Genomic DNA, 26,944 nt, shown 5'->3' with positions numbered 1-26,944 from the left:
TTCCACTCAATGGCTCGAAGGGAGGCTTTGCCTCCGCGAGTAGCGCGAATTGCGCGCGATCCCGAGCCACGGCAGCGGCCAAGGTGGAATCATCGGCAACCGCTACATCGCAAGCAAAGAGCGAGGCGCCAACGATGGTGAATAGGCTCCGGCAGAGCATCGCAGAGGCCGCACGGCGGCGGCAGTGAGAACTCACTGTAGCTATTTCCTGGGCTTGAAGTTCTTCCAGAAGGCCCCCTGCTCTGGCTCCAACCCGCAGTACCCACCCTGGCCGTTCACGTGCCACAATCCGTCACCTCCAGAAATGCCGGCTACTTCCACATCCAAGTTGTTCGCGACCTGTTGGGCAAGTGAGCCATCGCCGGTCCCCACGTTACAGCCAATAATGATCACCTTGCACGGCTTATCGCATCCTGGCAACACCTGCGATTTCCAGCCTGGAGAGCCCTTGATTCGCCTCGCGACGGCGCCGGGATCCAGGAGAGCGGGGAGGTATTCATCCAACATGAACCCGGGGAAGCCATGACCTGCAATAACGAAGACCCCGGGTTGACTCTTGCAGTTCGCTGCGAGGCTGTGCAAGGGCTCCGCCTTGAAGAGATTGACCTCCACCAGACCGGATGGATCGGTCCTCGTCAATGGATTGTTTGCAACGTAGCTGTACGAGTTGCCGGCCTTGGTTCTGGCCTTGTCTTCGCTAAAAAACCGCGCTAGCGAGGGATCGTAGTATCTAGCTCTGTAGTAATAGAGGTTTGATTCGGGGTCCCACTCGCGACCTGTGAAGGCAAATCCCGCAGTCGCTGCCCCTGCGAGGGGGTTCCCGAAGGGATCGTAGTCCCGGGAGAGCGTCACCGTGCCGGTGCTATTGGTCACCTGTACGATGCTTCCAAGGTGGTCGGCGAGGTAGTAGCTTACGACGCTCGCTTGGTCTCTCACGGCGAGCGGCCGGTCGACGCCTGGCCCTTGGACGTAGTCGTAAGTCTGGCCACTAGAGAGCCGCTCCTCGATGATGTCTGCGCCATCATAGACGTAGGTGTGGGTAGCGCCTCCTGCGACCTTCTGGAACCTTCTCCCCGTGCCAGCGTAGACAAAGCTGGCGAGGGTCGTGGTTCCCTGTTTGACGTCGAGGAGTCTGTTTTCGGCGTCCCAGTCGTAGCTAGTCGTGACGCCACCGCTGGTCTTGCTTTTCTGGTTTCCGTTTAGGTCATAGGTGTAGGTCGCCGCCCCCCCCGACACTGTCACTTGGTAGGTATTCGTGCGCGTGTTCCCGCTCGCGTCTGTGGCCGTGACCACTATGTTGCTCGTGCCCGCGGGCACCTGGGCCTGCCCGCTGAAGGCGTTCGTCGAAGACACCGCGCTCGGCTGCCCCTGTACGGTGACCGTCGCCGGCTTGTTGAGCGTCCCCTGGAAAAGCAGTGGACCCACCCCTCCTTGCTGTGACGTGAGCTCGTTCCGGTTGTTGTAGCTGGCCGCGGCGGGTGTATCGTCCAGCTGCACTCCCCCTCGATTGCCCACGGCGTCGTACGTGTAACCATACCGGCTCGGCACGGGCAGAGGAGTCGGTCCCGTGACCTGCGCCGTCTTGACTTCGTTATCGGAGTCGTAGCCAAAACCATACACCTTGGGTGTGCCTGAGCCCACCTGCTGCGACCAGGTCGAGATGTTCCCCTCCGGGTCGTATGTGTAGCCATACTGGGAGATTGTAGCACTGGAGGGGTTGAGGTTCGTGATCTGCTGAAGCCTACGGTCCCCGGAGTTCGGGAAATAACTGTACTGCCCGACTTGATTGTTGGGGTACGTGAGCGTTAGGGGACGTCCCGTGACCCCGTCGTAACGGAACGTGAAGGTCCCTACCGGGTTCGCTTCTGTGGCCAGCCGACCGAGCGCGTCGTAGGAGTTGGTCACTGCAAAAGCCGAGAGGCCATGACTTGCCACCCGCCCCAGCTCGTCGTAGGTGTAAGTAACGGTCGCATTCGTGAGAGCAGTCGTCGAGACACTGGCGAGAAGCCCGGCCCCCAGGGCCGGAGGGTTCGTCACCGGATTGTAGATATAGGTGGTCGTTCCCGTCCCGTCCGTCATCGTCGCGATCCGGTTGTAGACGGGATCGTAGGTGTAGCTCACGCTCGGCGTGGCGTTCACGGCGCTCGTATAGGTGATCTGCTTCAGGTTGTTGTCGAGGAAGTACTGGTATCCCTTGACCTGGTTCAAGGGGTCGGTCATCTGAAGGAGTCGGCTCGTTGTGTTCTCGTACATGTAGTGAAACTGAGCGTTGTCCGCCCTGGTTTCGGTCGTGACTCTCCCTTGCGAATCGCGGCTCCAGCTCGTTGTGTTCCCGTTGGCATCGATGATCGCGTCCAGGCTCCCGCACGAGCACCACTGGTATGTGGTCGCCTGCCCCAGAGCGTCCCGGACCAGCGCCACTCTTCTGAGCGCGTCATGATACGTGTGGGTCCACCTCCCGAGGCGGTCTCGCTGGTCCTGGGCATCCAGGAAGTTATATACCGTCAGTTCGTACGTAGCGTCGGGATAGGTGACCTTGGTTGTCCGATCGAGGGCATCATAGTCGTATGTGAGCGTGTAATTGTCCGAGTTGGTGACAGTGCGGACGCGCCCGAAGCCATCGTAGGTATAGGTCGTCGTTGCCCCTGCTGCTGGACCCGTGACGGTCTGCAGGTACCCGTTGGCGTCGTATGCGTAGCTCGTGGTTCGGTTCTCTGTGATCCCTGCCCGTGGCGGCGTGGTCATGGTCAGGACCTGTCCTCGACCATTGTAGGTGTAGTTCGTCGTCTGCCCGGAAATGTCTGTCGCGGTCAGCGGCTGGTGATGGGAATTATAGGTGGAGCTTGGAAGCAGCTCTGACTTTTGGCCGCTCGCCTGGCGGGCCTGGAGGAGGTCTATCCCGTTCGTGTCGTACAGATAGGACGTGGTCCGTCCCAGGGGATCGGTCACTCTCGTCCCGTGTCCCAAGGAGTTGTTGTCATAGCGGTAGGCTTGCGACGAGCCATCGTCCAGCACCCGAGCCACCGTGCTGGGCTGGTTGGCGATTCCAATGACGACGTAAGGCTTCTGCGCTTCTTGAGCTATCTGCACCGGTGGCTGGCCGGGATAGAGGTACCAGACCCGGTTTTCGAGGGGAGCGACCTCGCTGTGCTTCGTATCGGAGGCCGCGAGACCACCTTCCATTAGCCAAGTGGTGATCTTCCCCATGGTGAAGTCGTTCCCGCCCGATAGACTCATGGCCCGCTTGCTGAAGAAGACACTCGCCGCGGCGTTGAGCCCCTTGTTGTAGGTAGCGAAACCCGGGGGCACGTTCGAGTCCGGCTCTGTGTCAGGAATCACGTTCGCGGGCAAACCGTTACTCCCTCCGAGGGCCCATCCGGTGATGAAGACCAGTCGCTCCGTGCCCCCCAGGGGGTCGGTCGCCTGGATCCAAAGGAAGATATTGGCGTTAGCGTAGCTTCCAAGGGTGAAGCGCGTCGTCCCGTAAGGGGTCGTCATCGCCGAGATGAAATCGTTCGCTTCGTAGCTAAAGCTTGAGGTGATGCCGATGACATCGGTGATGGAAGTGAGCAGGCCCAAGGAATTGTACTGGAACTGAGCCGATCGTCCGAAAGGGTCTGTCACGCTCGTGATCTTGAGGGCATCGGCGGCATTCTGGTAGGCAACGGTCGTGACCTGGCCTATAGCGTCCGTGGCTGCAACCAATCGGAAGCTGGCGTCGTAGGTGAAAGTAAGCGTGTTCCCGGCGGCGTCTTGCCGGCTGGTCATGAAGACTTTGCGGTGCAAAGGCAATGGGTCGAGTAGGGCATATACCTCGACCGACCCGTCGGGAAGCTGGCGCTGGTAGCTGATGGGAGAGTTGGGAGGTGAGATGAGAACAATGATGCCGTGGCTAGCGTACTCGGGCGCGTAGCTCTGCGTCGTCGCGTTATACCCGTTCGAGTACTCAACGCCTCCCCCACCCACGTAACGAGTGACGTCGGCCCCGAGATTCGCAGGGTCGTCCTGGATGTAGGAGAGCCAAGTAAAGGTCCAGTTAGGCCCCAGGTTCGAATAAGTGAAGGTCTGCGGCTGATACGACTCCTTGCTGTTGTACGAAACGTCAAACGACACTGAGGGGCCGAGGGGAGGCGTATATCCCACCGGAGTGTCCGTGATGTTGAGGTTCTGAAGCATCGTGTGAAAACGGTAGGTGGCCATGCCCGAGCAATTACAAGAGTTACCCCCCGAGGTCGAGTTGGTCGAAGCGAAATAGGATGGCCCCAGTCCAGGGTTGGCTCCTTTGCCCCACACCTTGGCCCCTTCTGCGTCGCCCACCTCCCGCCAGCCGGTGGGGATCGGAGCAGCGATCAGGAAATACCCCGTCGACTCGTCGTTCAGCGCCTTGCGGCTCATCCAGATCGCGTCGCCGAATGTGGGGTCGACCACGAGGAAGAGGCTCCCTTCCCTTCGGATGAGAGCCGCAAAATGACCGGCTTTCCAGTGCGCCACGGCGGGCATGACAATCTCGGCATCCCCCTCCCGTTTGGCCATCATGACGGCCGTCCCCACCTTCTCGGCCAGATCCTTGAGTTGCAGGAGCGACGTCCCCTGGCGTGTCGAGGGGAACGCCGCAACCGTGGGGTCGGGAGAGTGGTCCGCCCGGGAGAGGGCCAGCACCTGGTTAAGGGCGAGGGGGCCGCAGCGGAAGGAAACGGCGGGAACTTTTTGCATGAGGGTCAGGCTTTGCTTGGCCTGGGCGATTTTCTGGGCGGCCGAGCCGTGCATGCTGCGGTGGCTCACCTCGTCCAGGAGAGCCTCGAGAGGCTCCACCCGCCCCAAGCGGGCGTTCAGAGTCGCAAGCTCGCCTGCGGCCCGGTCCCCCACCGCCTGCCCCTTGGGTTCCGTCTCCCCTTTCGCCAGCGCCCACGCCTCCTCCCAAGCCAAGAGCGCTCGGGAGTAGTAGCCTGTCCTGCGGTAAACGAGGCCGAGCGAGGTCAAAAGCGACGCCCGCCATGGCGACACCGGATGCGCCTCCAGAAAGGCCTCGAGGGCTGGTGGCCCTTGATCCCTTCCCAGCGTGAGGTAGGACATGAGCACCTGCGAGAGAGCCTTGTTCTCTTCAGGGCTGGGCCGGGTCCTGAGGGGAACGAGCGGCTCTTCGAAGACTCGGGCTCGGAAGATCTCTTCCTCGGTGGGCTGCGCGGAGAAGACGGGCATCGCCGGGGGCGGGGTGACCTTCGGGACCGTCCGGTTGACCTTAGGCGGTGCTGGAGTCTGGTCCTTATCGACCGCTGAAGCCGAGGCTATCAGGACGGATAATAGGACCTGACCGGGCACGACCGCCCGAGCTACGGCTCGGAACATCCATGAAGACCGACTCTCCCTCTTCAACAGTGACCGCTCTCGACTCTTCATGAGTACGTTCTCCCTCGGCTCCATGCGTTACGGGTTATGGCTGATGAGCGTCGCGTTTGTTGGGTACGTCAGGGTGATGACGGGAGCAGTGTGATCTGTGGGGTTCGGGACGGGGCATTGCCACCGGGTGGGATCGAGAGGGAAGCAGTCCTGGCCGTCCAGCACCCCGTCCCCGTCCGTGTCGGGGTTGAAGGGGTTCGTCCCGATGGCGAGCTCGACCGGGTTCAAGAGGCCGTCGCCGTCCATGTCCATGTTGGTGGGGCTCAGGCCCATCCGAACCTCCAGCCCGTCCGGGATCCCGTCTCCGTTGGTGTCGGGGTTGAGAGGATCGGTTCCGATCTCGAGCTCCTGTCCCGTCGTCAGCCCGTCGTGGTCCGGGTCCGCCAGGAGCCAGGAGTTGTTCGCGAGGCTAAGACCGCCTACGAGGATGGGAATCGGGGAATTCCCTGGGACGCCATTGCCGAGCTGGCCAGAGCCGCCATTCCCCCATGCCCAGACGTTCCCGTCCCGCGTGATCGCCAAGGAGTGACTCGTTCCCGCCGAGATCGCCACGACGTTGCTGAGGAGGTTGATTCCGATGGGCGAATACTGGTTCGGCGCCATGGCGTCGTCCCCGATCTGGCCTAAAGAGTTCGATCCCCAGGCCCAGATCGTGTCCGATCCCGTGCCGTCGCTCCTGAGAGCGTGGGTGTGGAGCCCTCCCTGGGCGATCGCAATCGCCGCCGTCAATCCCTTCACGGGGACGGGGGCGCTCGTCGTACCACCGTCTCCTATCGTGCCGTAGCTGTTGGACCCCCAAGCCCACACTGTTCCCGTCGGCATCCCGTCCGTCTTGAGTGCGACCGCGTTGGCAGCTCGTGCCGACACGGCCACGGCACCCGTGAGCCCGCTGGCCGGAATGGGCAAGGGGCTCACAGTTGTCGTTCCCGCCCCCAGCGAACCTGTGGACCCGCCAGTTCCCCAAGTCCACACGCTTCCGTCGCTCTTGACCGCAACACTGAAGGTATCCCCGGCCGCGACAGCCACGACACCCGTGAGCCAGTTGCTCGGGGCCTGACCCACCTGGACGGGAGCGTTCCTCTGTGTCGTCGTCCCGTCACCCAGCTGGTAGCTGGAGTTGTTTCCCCACGCCCATACAGTTCCGCTGCCCGTTAGGGCCAGGCCGTGGTTGTAGCCCGCAGCGACCGCGACGACGTTCGCGAGGCCGCTCACCTGCACCGGAGCGTTCCTCTGTGTCGTCGTGTTATCACCCAGCTGCCCGTTGAAGTTGTATCCCCACGCCCAGGCAGTCCCCCCCGACTTGACCGCCAGACTGAAGTTCGTGCCGCTGGAGATGGCCACCGCCGCCGTGAGGCCGGTCGCTTGGCTCACTTGGAAGGGGGTCGAGTGCTGCGTGGGGGCATCGTTCGTGCCGAGCTCTCCGTAGGTGTTGTCTCCCCAGGCCCAGATCGTACCGTCCGACTTCAGCGCCAAAGAATGTGAGAAGCCCGCCGCGACTGCTCCGGTCAGGACGTAGTCGCCCCGCTGCACGGCGCTCGCAGGAGGAGTGCCCCATGCTTTCGCCTTGAGCGACATGGATGAGGTGACCGCGACGGTGCCCCCAGACGCGATCGTCGGATCACCCGTTGTGGGGTCGACTCCGGTGGTCGTGTAATGGATCGTGGCGCCCGACGTGGCGCAGGTGATCGTCACGGTCTGTCCGGCCGGATAGAACCCGCCAGGCGGACTGAACACGGGTGTCGCCACCGTCGCCAGTCCGAGCGTGTAGATGGCGGTGGCCGTCGGACTCGGCTGGTAGTCCGGCCGGAACGTCTTGGCCTTGAGGGTGGTGGTGCCCGTGATGGGCACGGGCGTGGTGAAAAGCCTGGACGTGAGTGTCGGATCCGTGCCGTCGAGGGTGTAGCGGATGGCCGCTCCGGTCGTTGACGTGGTCAGGATCACGCTCTGGGTCGTGGTGTAGGGCCCGGCGGGGGGATTCATGATCGGAGCCACCGCGGTCCCGGAAACCATCATGAAGTCGGTGATGCCCGTGGCGCTCGGTGTCCAACCGTTCTCCCAGCCTTTGGCTTTCAGAGTCGCCGTTCCACTGATGGTGACCGTGCCCGCGGGGCCGACGGTCGGGCTTTCCAGGGTCGGCTCGCTGCCATCCGTCGTGTAGCGGATGGTGGCGCCCGGACTAATCGAGGAGACCGTGACCGTCTGGGGCGACGTGAAGCTCCCTCCGGCCGGAATGAAGGTCGGAGTCGCCACCTGGAAGCTGTAAAGGATAAAGAAGGCGCCGCTTGTCGTCCAACCCGTCTCGTAGGCAATGGCCGCAAGGGTCATCGTGCCGGTGATTTGAATCGGCCCGGTATAGGGCGTCGAGGAGTTCGACGGAGTCATGCCATTGGTCGTGTAGTAAATGGAGGCCCCTTGGGCGAGCGGGGCCGTCGCGAGGCTAACCCCCTGCGGTGGCGGCGCGTAGTAGGATCCCGAACCGGGGGTGGCCGTGACAGAAGAGATAGACATCGTGTAGGTGGCTGTGGCGACTGCGCTCGTGGCCATCAAGTTCTTCCAGGCGAACGCTTTGAGCGTGAGGCCCTGGTTGACGGAAACGGTCCCGCCGGAGGCTACCGTCTGATCACCCGTAGTGGGGTTGTTGCCGTTCGTCGTGTAGTTGATCGTCGCTCCCGGCGTGTCGCACGTAACCTTCACGCTCAGGTTCCTTGTATAGGTGCCGGTGGATTGGTCGAAGTAAGGTGTGCCGACCTGCCAGTTGAAGCTCGACTGGCTCACCCGAACTGGAACGGTCCTCGGCGACGTCGTCCCGTCACCCAGCTGGCCGTAGCCGTTGTATCCCCACGACCAGACACTCCCATCGTTCGTCACGGCAAGGCTGTGACCAGCGCCGGCGCCGACCCCGACCACTCCCTCGAGGCCGGAGACCTGGGTCGGCGTCGGGTGCGCGTTGGCGTCTGCTCCGCCGTTGCCGAGCTGTCCGTAGTAGTCGTATCCCCAGGCCCACACCGTCCCGTCTGGCCCCACGGCGAGGCTGTGCTGAGCACCTGACTCGGAGGCGATCGCAAGGTAACCCGTGAGGCCAGTCGCTTGCGCCGGGTTGAGACGCTGCGCCGCCGTCGTCCCGTCCCCCAGCTGGCCGTAGCCGTTGTATCCCCAGCCCCAGATCGTCCCGTCCGTTTTTAAAGCCATGCTGTGCCAGTACCCGGCCGCGATTGCCTTCACTCCAGTGAGGTTGTTCCCCGAAATTGTCCCCGTTGCTTGTACCAGTACCGGCGCGGTCCTCTGCGTCGTCGTGCCATCCCCCAGCTGGCCGTAGGTGTTGTCCCCCCACGCATACACGCTCCCGTTGCTCGTCATAGCGAGGGAGTGATACTGCCCCGCCGCGACCGCGACGACGTTCACGAGGCCACTTACCTGGACGGGAGTCGCGTGCTGGTTGGGGTAGTCCGTACCCAGCTGGCCATGGTGGTTGTCCCCCCACGCATACACGTTCCCGTTGCTCGTCACAGCGAGGCTGAAGTTCGGCCCTGCTGCTATCGCTGTGACTGAGCTCATTACCTGGACCGGGGTCGCGTGCTGGTTGGGGTAGTCCGTACCCAGCTGGCCGCTGCCGTTGGCCCCGGTGGCCCAGAGGTTCCCGCTCGTGTCAAGCATCAGGCTATGCCACGTGCCGCCCGCGACGGCCAAGACGGCCGACGGGGTCGTCACCTGCCCGGGGATCGTGCTCGGGTTCGTGGTGCCGAGCTGGCCCGAGGCGTTATAACCCCAGTCCCAGAGGGTTCCGTTCGTCGTCACCGCGAACGAGTGGTTGTCACCCGCAGCTACGACTCTCCCCGTAAGCTGGCCGGCTACGGTGAAGACAGCAGTGGCGACGGCGCTTGCTGTCAATCCCGTCTTGAAGGCTGCCGCCTTCAAGGTGAAGCCCGCCTCGAGAACGAGGCTGACACCCGAAGCGAGCGTGCCGTCGCTCGTCGTAGGGTTGTTGCCGTTAGTGGTGTAGTAGATCGTCGCTCCCGGCGTCGTCGTCGAAATCGTGATCCCCTGTCCGGCCGCGTAGCTCCCACCACCAGGGTTGATCACCGGTGCCGCGGCCTGGATGGTATAGACGTTGCTGGTGACCGGGCTCGGCGTCCAATCGGGGGGCTTGAACGCGACGGCATTGAGCGTAGTCGTGGCGGTGAGGGTGATCGGATTGGTGTAAACCGAGGATGAGCCCGTGGGCGTTGACCCATCGGTCGTGTAGGTGATGGTGGTGGCGCCGGGAGCCGACATCGTGACCGCCTGAGACGTGATGGAGGTCCCCGCGGTGGGGGTCATCGTGGGTGCCGCCAGCGTCCCGAGGTTGAGGACGTACGTCGCCGCCGTGATCGTGCTATCCGTCCAGCCGGTCAAGGTGGCCTTCGCCTTCAAAGTCTCGCTCGTATTGACCGCAATCTGCCCCGTGTATGTGTTCCCGTTCGTGGGATCAGTCCCGTCTGTCGAATAGCGGATGGTCGCGCCCGTGGTCGATGTGATGTTCACACCCTGAGTCGCCGGGTAACTCCCACCCCCAGGGGTCATAACGGGGGCCATGACCTGCAGTACATAGAACGAGGCCGCAACGTTGCTCGGGGAGAGACTGGTCATGAAGGCCTTTGCCTTCAGCGTGAGGCTCTGACTGACCGTGACCGTCCCGCCCGAAGCCACCATGGCATCGCCTGTGGTGGGGTCGTTCCCGTTCGTCGTGTAGTAGATGGTCGCCCCTGAAGTCGAGCAGGAGACCTTCACGACCGGACTCGAGGTGTATGTGCCCGAAGCGACGTCCAGAGTCGGTGTACCCACCTTCCAGGCAAATCCAGTCTCGGTGACCTTCACGGGGGAGAGCCGCATCACGGTCGTGCCGTCTCCCAGCTGTCCGTTGTCGTTGTCTCCCCACGCCCATACCGTGCCGTCGGAGGTCAGGGCGACGACATGGTAGTTTCCGGCCGTGATCGCCGCGGCCCCGGAAAGTCCGGGGACGGAGATGGGCACACTGCTGAAGCTGGGTGTCGCCCCGGTTCCGAGCTGGCCCAACGTATTGAGGCCCCACGTCCACACGGACCCGTCGGTCTGCACGGCCGCAGCGTGGTCGTACCCAACGCCATTTGCCTTCGCAATGATCCCGACGGTTTGCACAGGCGCGATCCTGGGATCGATCTGCGCGCCGTCCCCGAGCTGGCCGAGGGAGTCGTCCCCCCAACCAAAGACGCTGCCATCGCTCAGAAGAGCGACAGACGAAGATGTCCTCGTCCCCACCCCCACTGCTCCCGTGAGGCCAATGACCTGAACGGCGGTGGGCCGTTGTGTCGTCGTCCCGTCCCCCAGCTGGCCATGCGTGTTGTCGCCCCAAGCCCAGACCGTCCCGTCCGCCTTCACCGCCAAAGAATGGCTTTGCCCTGCGGCCAAGCCGGTGATGACGCCCGACGGCCCCCAGGAGATGGGAGAGTTCCTTTGAGTTGTCGTGCCGTCACCTAGTTGGTAGGACTGGTTCAGTCCCCAGGCGAACACGGTCCCATCGCTCTTGGCGGCCAAGCTGAAGGAGTAACCCGCTGAGATGGCCACAAATCCCATGGTGAGCCCAGGGACCCTTCTGGGCGTGTTGTTGTTGGTTGTTGTGCCATCCCCGAGCTGTCCGCTTTCGTTGGCCCCCCACGCCCAAACACTGCCGTCGCTCTCCAGGGCGAGAGAGTGGGTGTTCCCTGCGGAGACGGCAATCACGCCCGCGAGAACCGGGACCTGCACCGGCGAGAGCGAGTTGTTTCCCCACCACCAAACGGTGCCGTCGGTCCTCAATAGGAGCGATAAGGTCCGTCCTGCCGACAAAGCCCCGGGCACCCACTGGCCGGTCACGGTATAGGCCGCGCTCTGAACCACGCTCGGAAGCGTGCTGGTGCCCCACGCCTTGGCCTTAAGGGTGAAGTTCCCGAGGACCAGAGTCCCGCCGGAGGCTATTGGAGTGTTGTTCAGTGTCGGGTCGACGCCATTGGTGGTGTAGGTGATCGTAACGCCAGGCGTTGAGCAGCTGACCGTCACAGTCGTACCAGCGGCATAACTGCCCGCGGCCAGGCTGAAGGTCGGCGTTGCCACCTGGAGGGTGTAGGTCGAGGTCGCGACTGGGCTGGTCGCGTAGTTCGTCTGGAACGCGGCCGCGTTGATCGTCGTCGTCTGCAAGAGGGAAAGCGGCGGTGACGGCGAGTAGGCCGTCGACCCAGCCGTCGGCGTCGACCCGTCCGTCGTATATCGGATCGTCGTTCCCGTCCCCGCTGTCATGGTCAGGGTCTGCGGAGAGGTATAGGTGCCGGTGCCCGGATTGAGCAGTGGTGTCCCGAGCGTCCCGAAATTCATCGTGTAGGTTGCACTGCCCACGTCGCTTTGCGTCCACCCGGTGATGAAACCTACGGCCTTGAGGGTCGTCGTCGTGCCGATGTTCAGCGGACTAGAGTACCGCATCGAGCCCAGCGTGGGAGTCGTGCCATCGGTCGTGTAGTAGAGGGAGAAGCCGGGCGAACTGGATCCGAGGGTCACATTTGGGGCCGAGGTGTAGGTTCCCGTTCCAGGGGTGAAGGTCGGGAAACCCACCTTCAGCGTATACAGAGTCGACGCCAAGTTGCTGCTCGAGGTCCCCAGGAACGCCTTGGCGTTGAGCGTTTCCGAGACGGGAATGTTCACCGCCATCGTGTAGTGGAAAGAGGACGTGGTGGGAATGGACCCGTCCGTCGTGTAGTAGATGGCGGAGCCTGGCGTTGCATTCACAATGCTCACGTTCTGAGTCACGTTGTACGTACCCGGCGCAACATTGAAGATCGGAGTGCCGACTTTCCATGCAAAGCCCGGCTCGGCGATCTTCGTCGGAGAGGCATGGGCGCTGACCGTGCCGTCACCAAGTTCCCCTGCCGAGTTGTCCCCCCACGCCCACACCGAACCGTCTGTTCCTACCGCCACGCTGTGAATGGCTCCCGCCGCCACGGCGCTAACGCTCGGAAGACCCGGCACCGGGATGGGCAAGGCCCTTTCCGTGAGCGTGCCATCGCCGAGCTGGCCGTTCAGGTTGTCTCCCCATGCCCATACCGCGCCCGTAGACGAGAGGGCCAGGGAGTGGAACTCGCCCCCCGAGGCGGACGCGATTTGGGTGAGGCTCGCCACCCCGATGGGAGAAAGGTTCTGGTCGATCGTTCCGTCTCCCAACTCCCCGTATCCGTTCCAGCCCCACGTCCAAACACTGCCGTCGCCCTTGACCGCCAGGGTGTGAAAGACACCCCCGGCTACACCCGCCATGCCCGACACAACACTGACGGGCACAGGGCTCGTCTGCTGCGTCTGCGAGCCGATTCCGAGCTCGCCATTCCCATTGAAGCCGCATGCTTCCATGTTGCCGCTGCCAGCCAGGATGAAAAACGTCTGGTAGGCTCCTGCCCCAATCGCGTTCACAGGCGCGATACCCGTCACGTGCTCGGGAGTACTCCTCGACGTCGTGGTGCCATCCCCGAGCTCACCGTCCGTGTTGTCTCCCCAGGCCCACACCGTGCCGTCCGACTTCAGCGCGATTGAGTGAAGGTAACCCGACGCGATGGCAGAGACCGAGGTGAGTCCTGTGACCTGAACCGGAGCACTCTGCGAGTTGGTGTTGCCATTGCCCAGTTGGCCAGAGGCGTTGTATCCCCAGGCCCACACCGTGCCGTCCGACTTCAGCGCCAGCGTGTGATATGCACCCGCCGCAACCGACACTACCCCAGACAGGGCACTTACCTGGACGGGCAGCACCCTGGTGGTCGTCGTACCGTCCCCGAGCTGACCCTGACCGTTGTAACCCCACGCCCACACCGTCCCTGCGCTGCTCAACACGACTGTGTGCAAGAACCCAGCGGCCGCCGTGGTGACGCTCACCTTGTTGTAGATGCCGGTGGCGATGTTGCTGTCGGGGAGGCCGGTCATCCGGGCTATGGCTCTAAGGGTCATCGGTAGGGTGACGGAGATGGGGGAATTGGTATAGAGGGTAGCCGTGGCCGAAGTCCCGGGGTCGGTGCCGTCGGTCGTGTAGCGGATGGTGGCGCCCGACGTGGCACTCAGGAGCTGGACGCTCTGGTTCGCAAAGTAGACACCCGGCCCGGGGGTGAAGATCGGCGTCCCAACCTTCCAGACAAACCCCGCCTCCGCTACCTTGACCGGGGTCCACCGGTCAGTCACAGTGCCGTCCCCAAGCTGGCCGAAGGCGTTGTAGCCCCAGGACCACACACTGCCGTCCGTCCCGACCGCAACGCTGTGAGCAGCGCCTGCCCCAATAGCTCCAATGCTGGGGAGGCCGGTCAATTGGGCGGGGCCGCTCTTCGAGTTGGTCGTGCCGTCCCCAAGCTGGCCGTTAGCGTTTACGCCCCAAGTCCAAACAGTACCGTCATTCTTGAGGCTGATCGAATGCGCAGACCCGGGGGCAATCACACTCACACTCGTGATCCCCGTTAGTTGCACGGGGGCTGGCCGCTGTGTGAGCGTGCCATCCCCAAGCTGCCCACTCGCGTTCAGTCCCCAAGCCCACACGGTACCGTCGCTCTTCCGAGCCAGGCTGAAGGCAGTGCCTCCGGCGGTCGATGACATGCTCGTCACCGTGCTCACGGACACCGGGTTCACCTCCGACGCTGTCAGGGCGCCGTCCCCAAGCTGGCCATTGGCGTTCTGGCCCCAAGCCTTCATGGCCCCGCCAGAAAGCACGACCAGGGTGTGCTCCCCTCCCCCGCCGATCGCAATGGCAGTGATGCCTGTGACTGTAGTTGCGCTGCTCCGCGACGTGGTCGTACCGTCCCCAAGCTGGCCTAGGCCGTTGTAGCCCCAGGTCGATACCGCGCCGCTCGACTTCAGCGCGATCGAGTGAAGGTCCCCCGACGCGATGGCAGAGACCGCACTCAGTCCTGTGACCTGAACCGGAGAGCTCTGCGAGTTGGTGTTACCGTTGCCGAGCTGACCCTGGCCGTTGTAACCCCACGCCCAGACCGTCCCGCCCGACGTCAGCGCCAGCGTGTGATAGGCACCTGCTGCAACCGAGGTCACGGTCACTCCCGACAGGGCACTTACCTGGACCGGTAGCAGCCTCGTGGTCGTCGTCCCGTCCCCGAGCTGACCCTGCCCGTTGTAACCCCAGGTCCATACCGTACCGTCGCTCTTCAACACAACCGTGTGGAAGTACCCGGCGGCAGCTGTGGCCGCGTGTACCTCGCCAGATGAGCCGAAGACCATGGCCAGTATGATGGGCGCGAACCACAGTTTCTTCATGAGCAGCAGCTTCTCCCGCGAACTGCCCCACCCTGAGTGGGGCTGCTTTAACTCTCTGGTCCCCAAGCCGTGGTGACCTCGTCGCCCGGCCACGAAGTGTCCGGACGATACGAAATTGAGTTCGGGTGGACGTGATGATTGAGTGACCGAGGCACGCTGTTCCAAGTCACGTACATATTTCTCACTTCGCCTAGGAATTGGCACGCGCGGAAAGGCCGGAATGCGTCTTTCTGAGCGACCTGAGGGGCCACACAACGGTTCTCCTGCGCCTCAAATGAACAACGACTTCCCCACAGCGCGCTCCTGGCAGGGGGGAACAATCCTTTGTACGTGATGGTCCCGTTGCCTGGTGTGTCGTATTGACGGCAGCCCCAAGCGCGGGGTGGTGCCGAAGGTCGTGCTGCCCAGGTTCCCCGCGAGCACACCCTTACTGCTCCCCCGCGAGGCAGGATGCCGCCGCACACGACTTTAGCGGCGTGAGCAAGGCGTGAAGAGCGGTGATCTCCGATACCCGGGCAAGGTCCGCGCTCAGGTTTTGCAATTGGTACGGGTCGGCCTCGATGTCGTAAAGCTCCAGCGAGCCGTCCTCGTACTCTACATAGAGCCGGTTAGGGTACGCGTCGGCCGGCCCGGTACGGAGTGCCGCGTAGTTCGGCACCTCGAGCACACCCAAGGCCGGGATGAGCCAGTGCTCGATCAGGAACCGCTTCCGGCCGGGGTGGGGCTGGCCTAGCAAGATGGGGAGCAGGGACTTGCCGTCGGCTAGCGGGTCCGGTGGGAGCCCCGCGACATCGCGGATCGTCGGGGCCAAGTCATTGTTGAGGACGAGCTGTTTGGCCGTGCCGGGCACGAAGCCGGGGCCGGAGATGTAGAGCGGCACCCGCGCCGCTTCCTCGTAGGCCGCCATCTTCTCGTTCATCCGGTGCTCAGCATTAAGCCAGCCGTTGTCGCTAGTGAAGATCCAGACGGTCGGCGACGTGCCGAGCATGGCTGCGATCTTACCCACGGCGTCGTCCACGGGGAGCATGGATAGGTAGCGGCTGCGGTACTGATTGGCGAACCACCCGATGTTGTCTGATGTCATCAGCGGGCGCTGCCCGGCCAAGGGCAACTTCGACACGTCGGCCTGGTTAAAAGACGGCTTGGCCGCGTGGTAGACGGACAGGCTGGCGAGCATGTTCCACTGAGCAGGCTTGACTGCCATATCCGCGTAGTTCGGGGTCGAGTAGCCACACCACACGGTGGCATACCCCGAGAACGGGCAGAATCCGCTCGGGAACGGGCCGGACTTGTGCGGGGCGACGGGGGCCAGGGTGAGGAACAGCGGCTTCCCGTTCGTCGCGATCCTCGCCGCAAGGTCGCCCAGGACCACCGTCTGGTGTAGCGCACCGTTCACGGGCCACTGGTAGACGGTCCCGTCCTCGTTCAGGGAGAAGCCGTACATTGAGTACGTCGTCCCGTCCACCATCGACGTCCACGCATCCCACCCAGGAGGCACGTAGCTCGGGTTGGACGGGCTTGTGCCCGCCGCGGTCGGGTCATCGCCGTAACCGTTGATGTACTTCCCCACGAAGGCGCGGGTGTATGCGGTAAGAGCGGTGGCGATGGTGGCGGACTCATCGAAAGCCGAGAGCATCGTGTTCCGGAGCACGCCGTGGTTGTGTGAGTACTTCCCGCTCAGGTATGTCGCACGCGAGGGAGCGCACACTGCGTTCGTCACGAAGGAGTTGCTAAAGCGGACCCCGCGAGAAGCAACCGCTTGGATGTTCGGGAGCACCCCGAGGGCGAGCATGACCTGGAAGCTCTGATCGTCTAGGTCGTCGGTCAGCACGACGACGACGTTGGGCGGGGCGGCGTAGACCGGGACGGCCAGGAGTGCGACTGGTATCAACGCACAGCGCATCACGTTTTTCCAGCTCCAGAACCGCGCGGAGATGTTGTAGGTGCCGGGCAGAGAGAACGTCGCGGTCCACGAGGAGCCAGTACTCGTCGCCGTCGAGTGCTTCCAGCCCATTGGCTGGAGGTTCACAACGGCATCCGGGCCGCCCAGGCTGGCGCAGGCACGTTGATGATGATGAATTGCGTTATTGAGTTTGGGTGTATGTGATGAGTCACGCTGTTCCCAGTTACGTACATATTTCTCACTTCGCCTACATGCAGGATTGCACCCGCGGAAAGGTCGGAATGCGTCTTTCTGAGCGACCTGCGCGGCCTCACAGCTTTTCTCCTGCGCCTCAACGAGCAACGACCTCCCCGCATCGCGGGGGAACAATCCTTTGTATGGTGATGGTTCCGTTGCCTGGTGCGTAGTATTGACGGCAGCCCCAAGCCCCGGGTGGTGCCGAAGGTCGTATGGTGAGAGACCGCTTCTCCCATTAAGATAGGCGTTGAACGGTCAGATGTCATAGGGAATGTGTAGGAAATGTGCAGGTTTTAAGCTATGACAGTGGCGATCCGGTTCGGCGATTGCACGATCGACATTGAGACTCGTCGGGTGATGCGCTGTGGGGAGCCAGTTCATCTGTCGCCATTGGCCTTCGAACTCGTGGAGATCCTCGTTGCGGCCCGCCCTCGCGTGGTGCCCAAGGCTGAGCTAATGAAGCGGCTGTGGCCCACGACGTCTGTGGTCGAAGCCAACCTTGCCAACCTCGTCGCCGAAATCCGGGCGGCCTTAGGAGAAAGCCCGAGTGAGTCCCCCTTTGTAAGGACGGTCCACGGATTTGGTTATGCGTTCAGCGCCGAGGTAACCTCGGAGGGCCCAACCGCCGACGCGGCGCCTTTCTGCTGGCTGGTCTACAAAGAGGGTCGGGTAGCACTCCAAGAAGGCGACCATCTGGTCGGGCGGCATCCAACTTCAGTCGTTCCGATTGACTCCTCGACTGTGTCCAGGAATCACGCCCGGATCGTGATCCTCGGCGGCCGGGCCGTCCTCACAGACCTGGGCAGCAGGAACGGGACGTACGTCAGGGGCGTAAGAGTCGAGGGGCCGGTAACCCTAAGGGACGGCGACAGCATATTCCTGGGCTCACTGCCGCTCACGTTTCGAGTTCCAGACCCTACAGATGAGATGTTCTCGCCCGGATAAGGCTCTGGGTCGACTCTAGGATCACAGCAAACCCCCAGGCGTCGAGGACGAATCTCCCCCTCGCATGCAAGATCGAGGAGGTCAACGCGGCATACGGGTAGCGAAACCGACGATCCGCGGGGTCGACCCCCTGGCGATGGCCATCACCTTGGCGAGGCAGCGCGGAGCGATGGTTATCTTGTTTTGGCAGTGGTCGGCCCACTGCCATTGCCCTTGCGAAGAAGGATCTCCTGCTGCTCCTTCGCGCAAGGCAGCCCGCGACGTGCGCAGACGTCTGCGTAAGCTTCCCGGATTTTGCGGTTCTTGGGCTCCCGCCTCAGGGCCTCCTCATAGAGACGGACCAGCACGTCGGTGGGAACCTGGTCTACCGCCACCGGAGAGGCTTCGGCGGGAGACCCGGGTGCTGTCCCGCTTTTGATTTGCGTCTCGACGGCCGCGAGCCGAGACCGTGCTTCGTCATTCCTTGGGTTGAGGGCGACAGCCTGGCGCCAGGAGGAGAGAGCCTCTTCGGGATGGCCTTCTCGTTCCAGGGCGAGGCCAAGGTTGAAGAAAGCCTTATCGTAGGTGGGGTTGATCTCGATCTCCTGGCGAAAAGTCGCCTCGCCGCGACCGATCTCCCCTCGGTTCAGGTAGATGAGGCCGAGGTTGTTGTGAGTCACGGTCAATGCCGGATCAAGCGCGATTGCTGTCTCGTACTCGTGCTCGGCATCCGCCACCCGTCCTTCGACCTGATGGACGATGCCTCGGTTCAAATGCGCCAGACCCAGGTGGGGCGCGGACCGCACGGCCTGTTCCGTGAACGAAAGGGGGTCCCTAAAGGACTCGGTGTAGCTCCAGCTCTGCGCCCAGAACACGAGGACCAGCAGCAATGCCGCTACGCCCGCCGATCGAGCGAGAATCGGACCGCCGATCCTTCCCAGCAGTGACCCCGTCGCAGCGAGGATCGCGATGACGATGCCGAGGGCCGGAACGTAGAGCCGGTTCTCAAGGATCAAGAAGTCAGACACGGGGAGGCTTGGAAGAACGAAGAGGGCAAAGAAGGCAATCCCCCAACAATAGACACTAAGGGCGCGGCCATGCAGGAAAACGCCCGCTGCAGCGATGCCTCCCGCCGCGATCAAGCCTGGAATCAGAACAGTGTCTCTCGCCGAGGCAAGGACCGCGAGGTTCACGGGGAAGAGGAGTTTGCCCAGGTGCATCAGGAGGATGGGGAGATGGCGGACCAGGTTGGCCAGACGCTGACCCACGGCTTCTCCCGCGTCCGCTGCGACGCCCAGCCGCAGGACGAACCACAAGCCCACGACTCCGAGCCAACCCAGCCAGAGCCGCGGGGTGCGAAGCACACCGCGGCGCTCACCGACCAAGAGGACAAACAGACTCAAGACCACAGGGAGAACGAGCGCCGCCTCTTTCGATAGCAGAGCAAACGCGAAAGCCGCGAGGTGGCCCAGCAAGGGTCTCCAGTCCAGCCGGGCCAGGAACTGCAGGAAGAAGAGACTCGACGCGAGCACCCCGATCCCCAGCAGCGTGTCGCACCTCCCAGGGATCCACGCGACGGCCTCGGTGAGCGCCGGATGGGCTGCGAAAGCGGCGGTCGCAATCAACGATGGCCACAGGCGGAAGTCGAGGCGAAGGAGCAGGAGAAATAGAAGGCAAGTGCACTCCAGGTGAAGGGCGACGTTCGTGACGTGGAAAGCCCGGGGCTTGATCCCCGCCCATTGAGCGTCCATGATAAAGGAGGCGGTGACAATGGGTCGGAAGTAAACCTCCCCACGTGGCGATTTCGGGAAGAACGGACGCCCGAAGACCCTGGGAAGGTTCGTCAGATCCTGCACGAAGGCCGCGTCGTCGCTCAGGAGCACCTTGTCGTCGGTTCGCGTGAAGTCGAAGCCAGCCGTCCGGCCATACAGGGTGATGACCAGACCCCCGAGGAAGACAAGGCAGATGATCCGGGGCGTGCGGCGCTTGGCCGCACGTTCGGAGTCCGCCCGCGGGTTAGAACGCGGGCCTGAAATAGCCCTCTCTTGACGAGGCCTTCGCTTGCCTTCGTGCTTCGTTCCGCGGTTGCTCCCAGGTCGGGTCATGTTTCCGGAAAGAGCCTGTCGGCGAGGCTTGGACCAACTCGCCGCCACTGTAACTCGGGATGACTGGCCGTCGGGCGACCCAGGGGTCGCACGTGACGACCACGGGGCGCAGGAAATTCGTCGTAGAGGCGTGGGCCCACTCCTTCGTGGCCTGTCAGGCGCTCCGGGTCCAGCTGGTTGTTGAATGTCTCCATGTCCACGCCGTCGGGGATGGTAACATTGGAAGACAGCGTGACCGTGCCGGCGCGGCACAGTTCGTTGAGGTGTTCATAGCGCTTACGTACGGCCCGAAGACGTTTACGACAGCCGTGCCGAGAGCCCGCTGTCCGTTGAAGCCCTCGACTGTTGCGTCGTTATAGGAAAAGGGGCCTCCAGTCCCAGGGCCGCAGTAGGGCTCCTCGGGCGGTGTAGAGCAAAAGCAACTCCATGCGGGGCGGTCGCCCAAGCCACCAACCGGGGCCACCTGCCCAGGGCCCTGATGCTGGTCTTAACCGGCGATGACGCGCCATTCCAACCTCCGCCGCTACGAGTACCACCGCTTCCGCGGCTGGATCGTGACCGCCATGCGCCGAGGCCGGTATCACGCGAGGTACTTCCGTGATGGCACCACGGGCCGTGCCGTTTCCTTCTTGAAGGCCCTCGCCTATCGAGACAGGTTGCTCTCGCGGCTACCGCCTGTTATCAAGACCAAGCGGCGACACGTTCTCAGCAAGACTGGTGTCGTCGGCGTGACCGTCGGGGTGGAGCGCATTCGGTCGGGGAACCGCGTCCGCCGCTATAGGGCCAACTGGCCCGCGCTCAAGGGCAGGGCCTTCAAGAGCTTCTCGGTGGCAAAGTACGGCGAGAGGGAAGCTAGGCGCCTGGCAAAGGAGGCCCGAGCACGGGGCCTCGAGCAGTTCGTCTCCGAGCGCACGCGCTTGGCAGCCGCCGCTGTCTCCCACCATTAAGCGTAGGTGTAGGACGGACGGCGTCGACCCCGACAAGTCTGCAACCCGCACCGCGTCTCTCCCTCATCGCCATCCGCGCTGACGGCACCCGCCGGCCTGGCTAGAATTGGCCCTTCTCCAGAGAGAACACCCCCTAAGCGCTCTCGGCAATCGCTGTCGCCAGTCTCGCCGGTGCTGCGACGTGACACCTGACTTCTTGGCGGCGTGCTCATGGAAGGGGCAGTCACGCCGCCTGGGTACACGTAATCTCTTCCCGGGGTCTCTTGGAAGAAGGCGAAGGCTGGTTCGCCGGTGCAATTGCCGGCGCCGCCCTCTCGACCTTAGGTGGCTCGCGATACTGCCTCGCGAATGCCGTTCACCACGGCACGGCGGTTCACCTGCGCGTAGGTGCGAGCCTCTATCCTGCCGAGGCACGACACGATCCGATCCCAAGTCAAATAATCTTGAAAAAGGTCGCCGCTACGGGAGCTGCGTGACCTTACGATGCTTAACTCCTTCAGCGTCATAAGTGAACTTCGTCGACGCCCCTGACTCGTGACCGGTCGCATCGATTCTCGTCTCACGTCGTTCCGTCACCTGGCCCGTGGGATCGAATTGCTCGACAGTTCTCTTAGTGAGTTGGCCGTTCGGGTCGACCTCCTCGGTCTTCGTTTGTATCGGCGTCATGCCTTCCGTCGAATACACGTACGTTGTCCGCTGCGAGCTCTTGTCAGGGTTCAGGATCATCCGCGAGACAACTCGGCCCTTCGCGTCAAACGTCTCCACGGGCCGGGAAGCCTGCGCGTGCAGGGATTCGAGCGACAGGAATGCGGCCACAAATGCCACACTGCTAAAGCACAACAGCCTTCTCACAAAAACCCCCTGTTCGTGATCGCAGGAACCCGTGCTCCGCAATTGAGGGCTAACCACACTGCAGCCGAGGCTACGCCGATGGCGGTCAATGTCAAGGCCCATTTCCCCGGTGGGTGTCGCCTCCTCGCTGGCTTGTCGCCCTCCCTGGACGAGCGTGGCTTAGCGGGGCGGGCACCGACGTTAAGTCCCCAAAGGCGTTGCCAGGGCCGTCGACGAAGTTCACTTGCTCCGGGCCACGATCCGCTACACCACCGACCGTTGTCGGGAAGCCAAGCGAGATTGCCGCACCATCTCTAGTGACGGCCTCGTAGGGCGTGTAGGGTTGGGAGCTCTCGCGGAATTCGAGCGAGCCGTCTTTTAGGCCGTTCCCCGCGCGCTGCGTTCCGCCGCAAACTGGTCCAAGGTGAGCAAAGAAATCTCGGCGCAGAGGTCCAGGCGGATATGGGCTTCTGCGTACAAGCTCAGCTGCTCGGGGGTCCACTGGGCGGCCTGAGGATGCTTTTTCATGAGAGTCCGCCTCTTCTCGCCTACGCGTTTCTCGTAGTCTGCTGGGTCCAATTCGCTCCGCACATAGGCGGCGACGGTGCGCCGTCGGTAGTCGGCGTACTCATATTCAAGCTGCGCTCGTTGTTCGGCCGCCTGACGCTCGTTCTCGGCACTCTCGGCTTGGGCCCTTCGACGGCTGGGGGTGCCGAACGTCTCGGGCGGCTCTACGTTCTCGCGAAGCAGCGAGACGTAGAAGCCAGCTGGGTTTCGGAAGCGAGCCGGGTCCTGGTTGATGACGTAGTCGCCCCACTCGAGCTGATCTTGGATGTGCTGGTTGGGCGATAGCTGCCGAAGGAGACGGCGAGCGACGACTTCCACGATTCCGCGGCGAGTCAACTCCCCCACTAGACTGTGGGTATCGGGAGCGTGGGGAGTCGAGTGGCCGGGCTCGGGGGCATCCAATCCGGGGTCGTCTTCGACAAGAAGGGCGGCTTCAGCGGCCTCGAGGCGATGCCGGCGATCCCGATAGAACTTAGGGCCGTGGAAGAAGGCGACCTTAAAACTGGTGCCGTCAGCGGTCTTCTGAAGGTCCCAGCGCGCCAGATAGCCGTGGGCTACCAGCTCACCCAGCGATGGCTCGAGCTGCTGCCGGATCCGCGAGGGTGGTTTGAACTGCCCGATGTTGAGAATCTGGCAAAGCTCGTCGTAGCGTTTGTCGAATGAGCCCTTCTCACGCGAAGCGTAGAGCCAGATCTGCAGTAACGGGACCAAGGCCTTGGCGATGTGGTTCTTGAGCTGCCGATACGCTTCGAAGTCGACGGGGAGCAGGTAGTTGTTGTTGATATTCTCAAGCTGCCATTCCGACAGCCAGATGAAGTTCCTATCGGCCACTCGGCCCGGCTCAAGCTCCTGACCGGCACCGACTGCCCGGTCAAAGACGTGGAACCGATCCTTGAGCCAGCGCTTTCGGCCGGCCATGTATACGACCCCTTCAGAGACGATCGTCGTCGCTGCCATCACGTCGAGCCACTCGCTGACTTCCTTGTAGTTCTTGCCGCTGTCGCGGCACTTGCCGAGGAGAGACAGCAGTTGGGCGGAAGAGAAAGCTACGGGATTGACGACCTTGCCCTTCTCGCGTCGCATGTCGGCGATGATCTTCTGGAGGGCAAGGAATTTGTCCTGGTCTGCTGTGATGGGCAGGCCATAAATAGCTCCCGGAACGATCGTGGCAGCCACCGTGACGCGCTGGCCATCGACCAAGCGGTGGAATGTAACGGTCTTCGATCTCGTCTGCTTGATGCGCTTGCTTGAAGGTGTGAAGAATCCGAGCGAGGCGAGATTCTTCTCGACTTTGACAAAATCCGGAAGCCGGGAGAGCGGTGGACCCGGGGTCTCGGTGCTAGTCGCCAGGCTTGAGACTGTGCGTTTGTTCAAGGAGCGTTTGTCCCTTGTAATCGCGCGATTTTGGCATAGGGCTTTGGCTGGTGCAACAACATCCTGTGGGTCGAGGGCATAGGGGGGCGATATGTTGTTGTTTACACATCTAGAGCAAGTGAAAGACTGTTAGATAAGGAGAAGTAACGAAGGATCAATGGTTTAGGCTTAGTTCTCGTACGTTGGAGTGCAGGAGGTCGTACGACCAGGTGCAGCGCAACCTCCGCTGTGGTGCAGGCTTGTTCCTTCTGAGTGCAGGTGAGGGTGACGTTGAAGTGCAGGAGAGCTTCGGTGAGCAACGCGAGTCACTACGATCCCCCCGTTACGTTGGCGTGCAGTCGGCGACAGCATGCGCGGCCTCTTACGTTGGGGTGCAGGGCTGGCTCTTGGTGGCGGGAGAAGAACGAGATAGTGGAGGTTTACGTCCGGGTGCAGTTCACCCGGGCTTACGTTGGAGTGCAGGAGATTGGAAGGCCTGAACTCCCCCACTTTACGTCGAGGTGCAGCCCGAAGACCGGGCCAAACGGCCTGAAACCAGGAGTTGATCGAGCTTCACTCCCAGTCCCCCGCTGACGGCAGGTGCTCTCGGATGAGCCGCCGGATGACACCGGAGGCGTCACTAACACCTTGGCGCTGAGCTGGATTCTTTCGCTGAAGCCGGAGCTGCTCAGCCGACAGACGCTGAAGGTCCTCTGCCTCGAGGTAGAAGGTCCTAGCGTATCGCTTGACCTTTGGGCGCTGAGAAGAATTTCGAACGGGTGCATCGCGAACCTCGGGCTCTGGCTCAGCTGTGGCGTCGGCCGGAACAGACCGGCGCGGCGTCGACGCGCGGAAGGACGTCATACCGTCAATAGGATCCGGCGGTGGTGTGAGTGTGAGTTTGTCGATGGGCACGCGTGGCTTCATACGGAGGCCTCCCGCGCCGCTTGGGCGAGGCGCCCGGCAAGGCGTTCAAAAGCATCGGCCGCCGCCGATCCACGGTCGTAGTCGCGGAGAGGAACTCGCTTGGAGGAGGCCTCCACGACCCGCGCGCTGTAGGCGATCGGCTCGTGGACGGCTACGCCCCCGGGCCACGTTTGAGCCAACTCCCGTAGGGCTTCTAGCACTGCATTGTGGTGTCCTACTCGACGGTCATAGACGGTCGGGACGATGTCCGTGATCTTGACTCGAGGGTTGATCTTCTGCAGCTTGTTGACCATCTGGTGGACATCCCGGATGGCGTCGTAGGCCCACTGGTTCGTCTCGACAGGGACGAGAACCCAATCCGCGGCCACGATCGCGTTCATCGTGATTACGCCGAGGCTTGGGGCACAGTCAAACAGAATGAAGTCGTACTTCCCCGCCACGGGCTCCAGGCACTCGGCCAAGCGAGTCTCCCGCAAGGTTTCCGTCATTAGCAGCGCTTCGGCAACATTGAGAGACGGAGACCCGGGTATCACGTCGAATCCACGGGCACCGCGGTCCAACCGCGTTATCACCTGGTCAGGTTGAGCGCCGTCGATCAGGAGCTGGTAAACGGTCCGCTCCGGCGGAACGTTGATTCCCAGGCCGCTCGTAAGATTGCATTGGCGGTCGAGGTCTATGGCCAATACGCGAAAGCCAAGGTCGTCGAGCTCAGCTGCTAGGTTGAGAGCGACGGTAGTCTTCCCGACTCCACCCTTTTGGTTCGCAACGGCGATTCGCTTCACTGGACCTCCGGTCGACTTGTCGGCAAACATGTAAGCGGATATAATTGTAAGCAGATTTGTGGAGAAGTCAACTTATCGTTGTAGTTCTCCAGCCCACGAGGGCGCTGGACGATAGGTCCCGCCGAGACTGGAGAATAGCGGATATATCGATAAACGCGTAAACAGCTATAGCGATTTATGAATATTTCGCGATAGTAAGCACCTTCGGCTTTAAAGGGGTTCACCAACGTCCTGAGAGAAGCTATGCACAAATATACAAATAGTTATGTATATTTATCGACTTATCGGCTTCGGGCGGTAAGATACCGAGGATGAAGGACGTCCCGGACAATGGCCGGCGCCCCAGGTGCAGGAGGCGGGGAGGGGGGGGAACCTGGCGCCAGGACCTATGATTCCGGCGAGGCAGGGCCGCTGCCCTGTGAGAGCGTCTCGAAAGTGGGGAAGTCGTGCGCGATTGCGCGAGAGAGGTCATAGAGGAGTTGGAGGAGTTCCTCGGTCGTCGCAAAGGTGACCCGCAGCTCGCCGGGGGCCAGGCGGACCTGGTCGGGGAGTCCGGCCATCTTGCGTGGCGGCTCCGGGGCGATCTTGAAGCGGACGCTGCGGGCCTTTTGCTCGCGGCGGGCTTCGTCGAGCGCCTCGCGGAGGCTCCTCTGGCGGAGCTCTTCGGCCTTGTAGGGCTTGCCGTTCCTCTTGGCCTCGAGGAGGGTGACGACCGCGTGGCGGCGCACGACGAAGGCTTTGCCGACCCGGTATTCCGCGGGGCCGAGTTTCTTCATGAGGTAGCCGGCCTGGCGGCGCTGGAGGCGGAAGAGGGTTTGGACGGCGGCCCGGTCCAGAAAGGGTGTGGTAGTCTTCTTGAGCGTCGCGAGCATTTCGGGGATGCGGCGAAGCCAGGAGACCTGTCGTTTGCGATTCTTGCTCCGAGGCTTAGCTTCTGGTTGAGGGTCGATCACGGATCTAGGATCTCCCTTTACCTTACTGCACACATGCGCATAATGTCAAGGAAAGGGGACACCTCTCTTTCTTGCATTCTTCCCGATCATGGCTTATGATAACTATTATTATCATCACCTGACCCGGCTGCGCCGGAGCTCTAATTAACGACGCGAGGGCTCCGGGAGGGTCGAGGGGGCCCCGGGAGGGGGGTGGGAAGCCCAAATGTCCGACCTCGTTCCACGCCCCGAAACCGGCCCCGAGGGCGAGGGGAGTCGCCCCGGCGGCGGGACGGGGGAGGTTGTTGCCCGCCTCAAGGCCTTAGTGTTGGACACTGTGTCGTCGGAGCACTCCCGGAGGGCCTACGCGAAAGCCCTCGATGACTTCCTGGCCTTCCTGGGCCCCCGTCCCTTCACCCGCGCCTCCCTCCAGGAATTCCGCTCGCACATGGAGGCCTCCGGCCTCGCTCCATCGAGTATCAACCTCCGCCTCGCACCCCTGAGGAAGCTGGCGACCGAAGCCGCCGAGAACGGCTGGCTGGACCCGATGGTGGCCGCCGGGATCGCAAGCGTCAGGGGCGTGAGGCGCCTGGGGATCCGGGTGGGGAAGTGGGTGACCGCGGAAGAAGCAACGACCCTCCTCCAGGCGCCGGATGCGTCCACCGTCAAGGGGAAGCGCGACCGGGCCATCCTGGCCGTGCTTATCGGCTGCGCCCTCCGCCGGGGCGAGCTCGTGGGCCTAACCGTCGCGGACCTCCAG

11 protein-coding genes are annotated in these 26,944 nt (G+C 62.7%); 3 read left to right on the top strand and 8 right to left on the bottom strand.

What is annotated here, in order from left to right; translation table 11 throughout:
• Positions 1-201: 201 nt before the first annotated feature.
• The 3 genes from VN461_18810 to VN461_18800 form a co-directional block, all read right to left on the bottom strand.
• Positions 202-5,346, bottom strand: coding sequence for an RHS repeat-associated core domain-containing protein (locus tag VN461_18810; GenBank protein ID HXB56820.1), 5,145 nt, complete (start codon positions 5,344-5,346; stop codon positions 202-204).
• Positions 5,347-5,424: 78 nt separating this feature from the next.
• Positions 5,425-14,676: a chitobiase/beta-hexosaminidase C-terminal domain-containing protein gene (locus tag VN461_18805; GenBank protein ID HXB56819.1), complete on the bottom strand. Its 9,252-nt coding sequence runs from the start codon at positions 14,674-14,676 to the stop codon at positions 5,425-5,427.
• A gap of 427 nt (positions 14,677-15,103) precedes the next feature.
• On the bottom strand, positions 15,104-16,705 hold the full coding sequence (locus VN461_18800) for a sulfatase-like hydrolase/transferase (GenBank protein HXB56818.1): 1,602 nt from the start codon (positions 16,703-16,705) through the stop codon (positions 15,104-15,106).
• A 411-nt stretch (positions 16,706-17,116) separates the two neighbouring features.
• Between VN461_18800 and VN461_18795 the strand changes: the two genes are divergently transcribed.
• Positions 17,117-17,761, top strand: a complete 645-nt coding sequence (locus VN461_18795; GenBank protein HXB56817.1) for an FHA domain-containing protein — start codon at positions 17,117-17,119, stop codon at positions 17,759-17,761.
• Positions 17,762-17,934: 173 nt separating this feature from the next.
• Here the strand turns inward: VN461_18795 and VN461_18790 are convergent, their stop codons facing one another.
• Complete coding sequence (locus VN461_18790) at positions 17,935-19,845, bottom strand: tetratricopeptide repeat protein (GenBank protein ID HXB56816.1); 1,911 nt, start codon at positions 19,843-19,845, stop codon at positions 17,935-17,937.
• A gap of 497 nt (positions 19,846-20,342) precedes the next feature.
• Here VN461_18790 and VN461_18785 point away from each other — a divergent pair, with 497 nt between their 5' ends.
• A complete protein-coding gene (locus VN461_18785) occupies positions 20,343-20,792 on the top strand; it encodes an AP2 domain-containing protein (protein ID HXB56815.1) in 450 nt (149 codons plus the stop codon).
• A 459-nt stretch (positions 20,793-21,251) separates the two neighbouring features.
• Here the strand turns inward: VN461_18785 and VN461_18780 are convergent, their stop codons facing one another.
• The 4 genes from VN461_18780 to VN461_18765 all read right to left on the bottom strand — a co-directional run bounded on the left by VN461_18780 (position 21,252) and on the right by VN461_18765 (position 26,124).
• Entirely contained in the window at positions 21,252-21,608 is a 357-nt protein-coding gene (locus VN461_18780; GenBank protein HXB56814.1) for a hypothetical protein, read from the bottom strand.
• A 393-nt stretch (positions 21,609-22,001) separates the two neighbouring features.
• Positions 22,002-23,564, bottom strand: a complete 1,563-nt coding sequence (locus VN461_18775) for a replication initiator protein A (GenBank protein HXB56813.1) — start codon at positions 23,562-23,564, stop codon at positions 22,002-22,004.
• Between the two features lie 902 nt (positions 23,565-24,466).
• Positions 24,467-25,252: a ParA family protein gene (locus tag VN461_18770; protein HXB56812.1), complete on the bottom strand. Its 786-nt coding sequence runs from the start codon at positions 25,250-25,252 to the stop codon at positions 24,467-24,469.
• Positions 25,253-25,638: 386 nt separating this feature from the next.
• Entirely contained in the window at positions 25,639-26,124 is a 486-nt protein-coding gene (locus VN461_18765) for a hypothetical protein (GenBank protein ID HXB56811.1), read from the bottom strand.
• A gap of 286 nt (positions 26,125-26,410) precedes the next feature.
• On the opposite strand from VN461_18765, the gene VN461_18760 reads away from it, so the two are divergent.
• Positions 26,411-26,944, top strand: a 534-nt coding sequence (locus VN461_18760; GenBank protein HXB56810.1) for a site-specific integrase, incomplete at its 3' end; no start/stop codon positions are given.

It is taken from the genome of Vicinamibacteria bacterium (genome assembly GCA_035570235.1).
Classification (GTDB): Bacteria; Acidobacteriota; Vicinamibacteria; order Fen-336; family Fen-336; genus DATMML01.
Note: the sequence above shows the minus strand (reverse complement) of the source record. Positions and strands in the feature narration are given on the sequence as shown.

Coding starts and splice junctions, on each gene's coding strand:
- VN461_18810 (HXB56820.1), bottom strand. CDS start 5,346: ATGTTCCGAGCCGTAGCTCGGGCGGTCGTGCCCGGTCAGGTCCTATTA.
- VN461_18805 (HXB56819.1), bottom strand. CDS start 14,676: ATGAAGAAACTGTGGTTCGCGCCCATCATACTGGCCATGGTCTTCGGC.
- VN461_18795 (HXB56817.1), top strand. CDS start 17,117: ATGACAGTGGCGATCCGGTTCGGCGATTGCACGATCGACATTGAGACT.
- VN461_18790 (HXB56816.1), bottom strand. CDS start 19,845: ATGACCCGACCTGGGAGCAACCGCGGAACGAAGCACGAAGGCAAGCGA.
- VN461_18785 (HXB56815.1), top strand. CDS start 20,343: ATGACGCGCCATTCCAACCTCCGCCGCTACGAGTACCACCGCTTCCGC.
- VN461_18765 (HXB56811.1), bottom strand. CDS start 26,124: ATGCTCGCGACGCTCAAGAAGACTACCACACCCTTTCTGGACCGGGCC.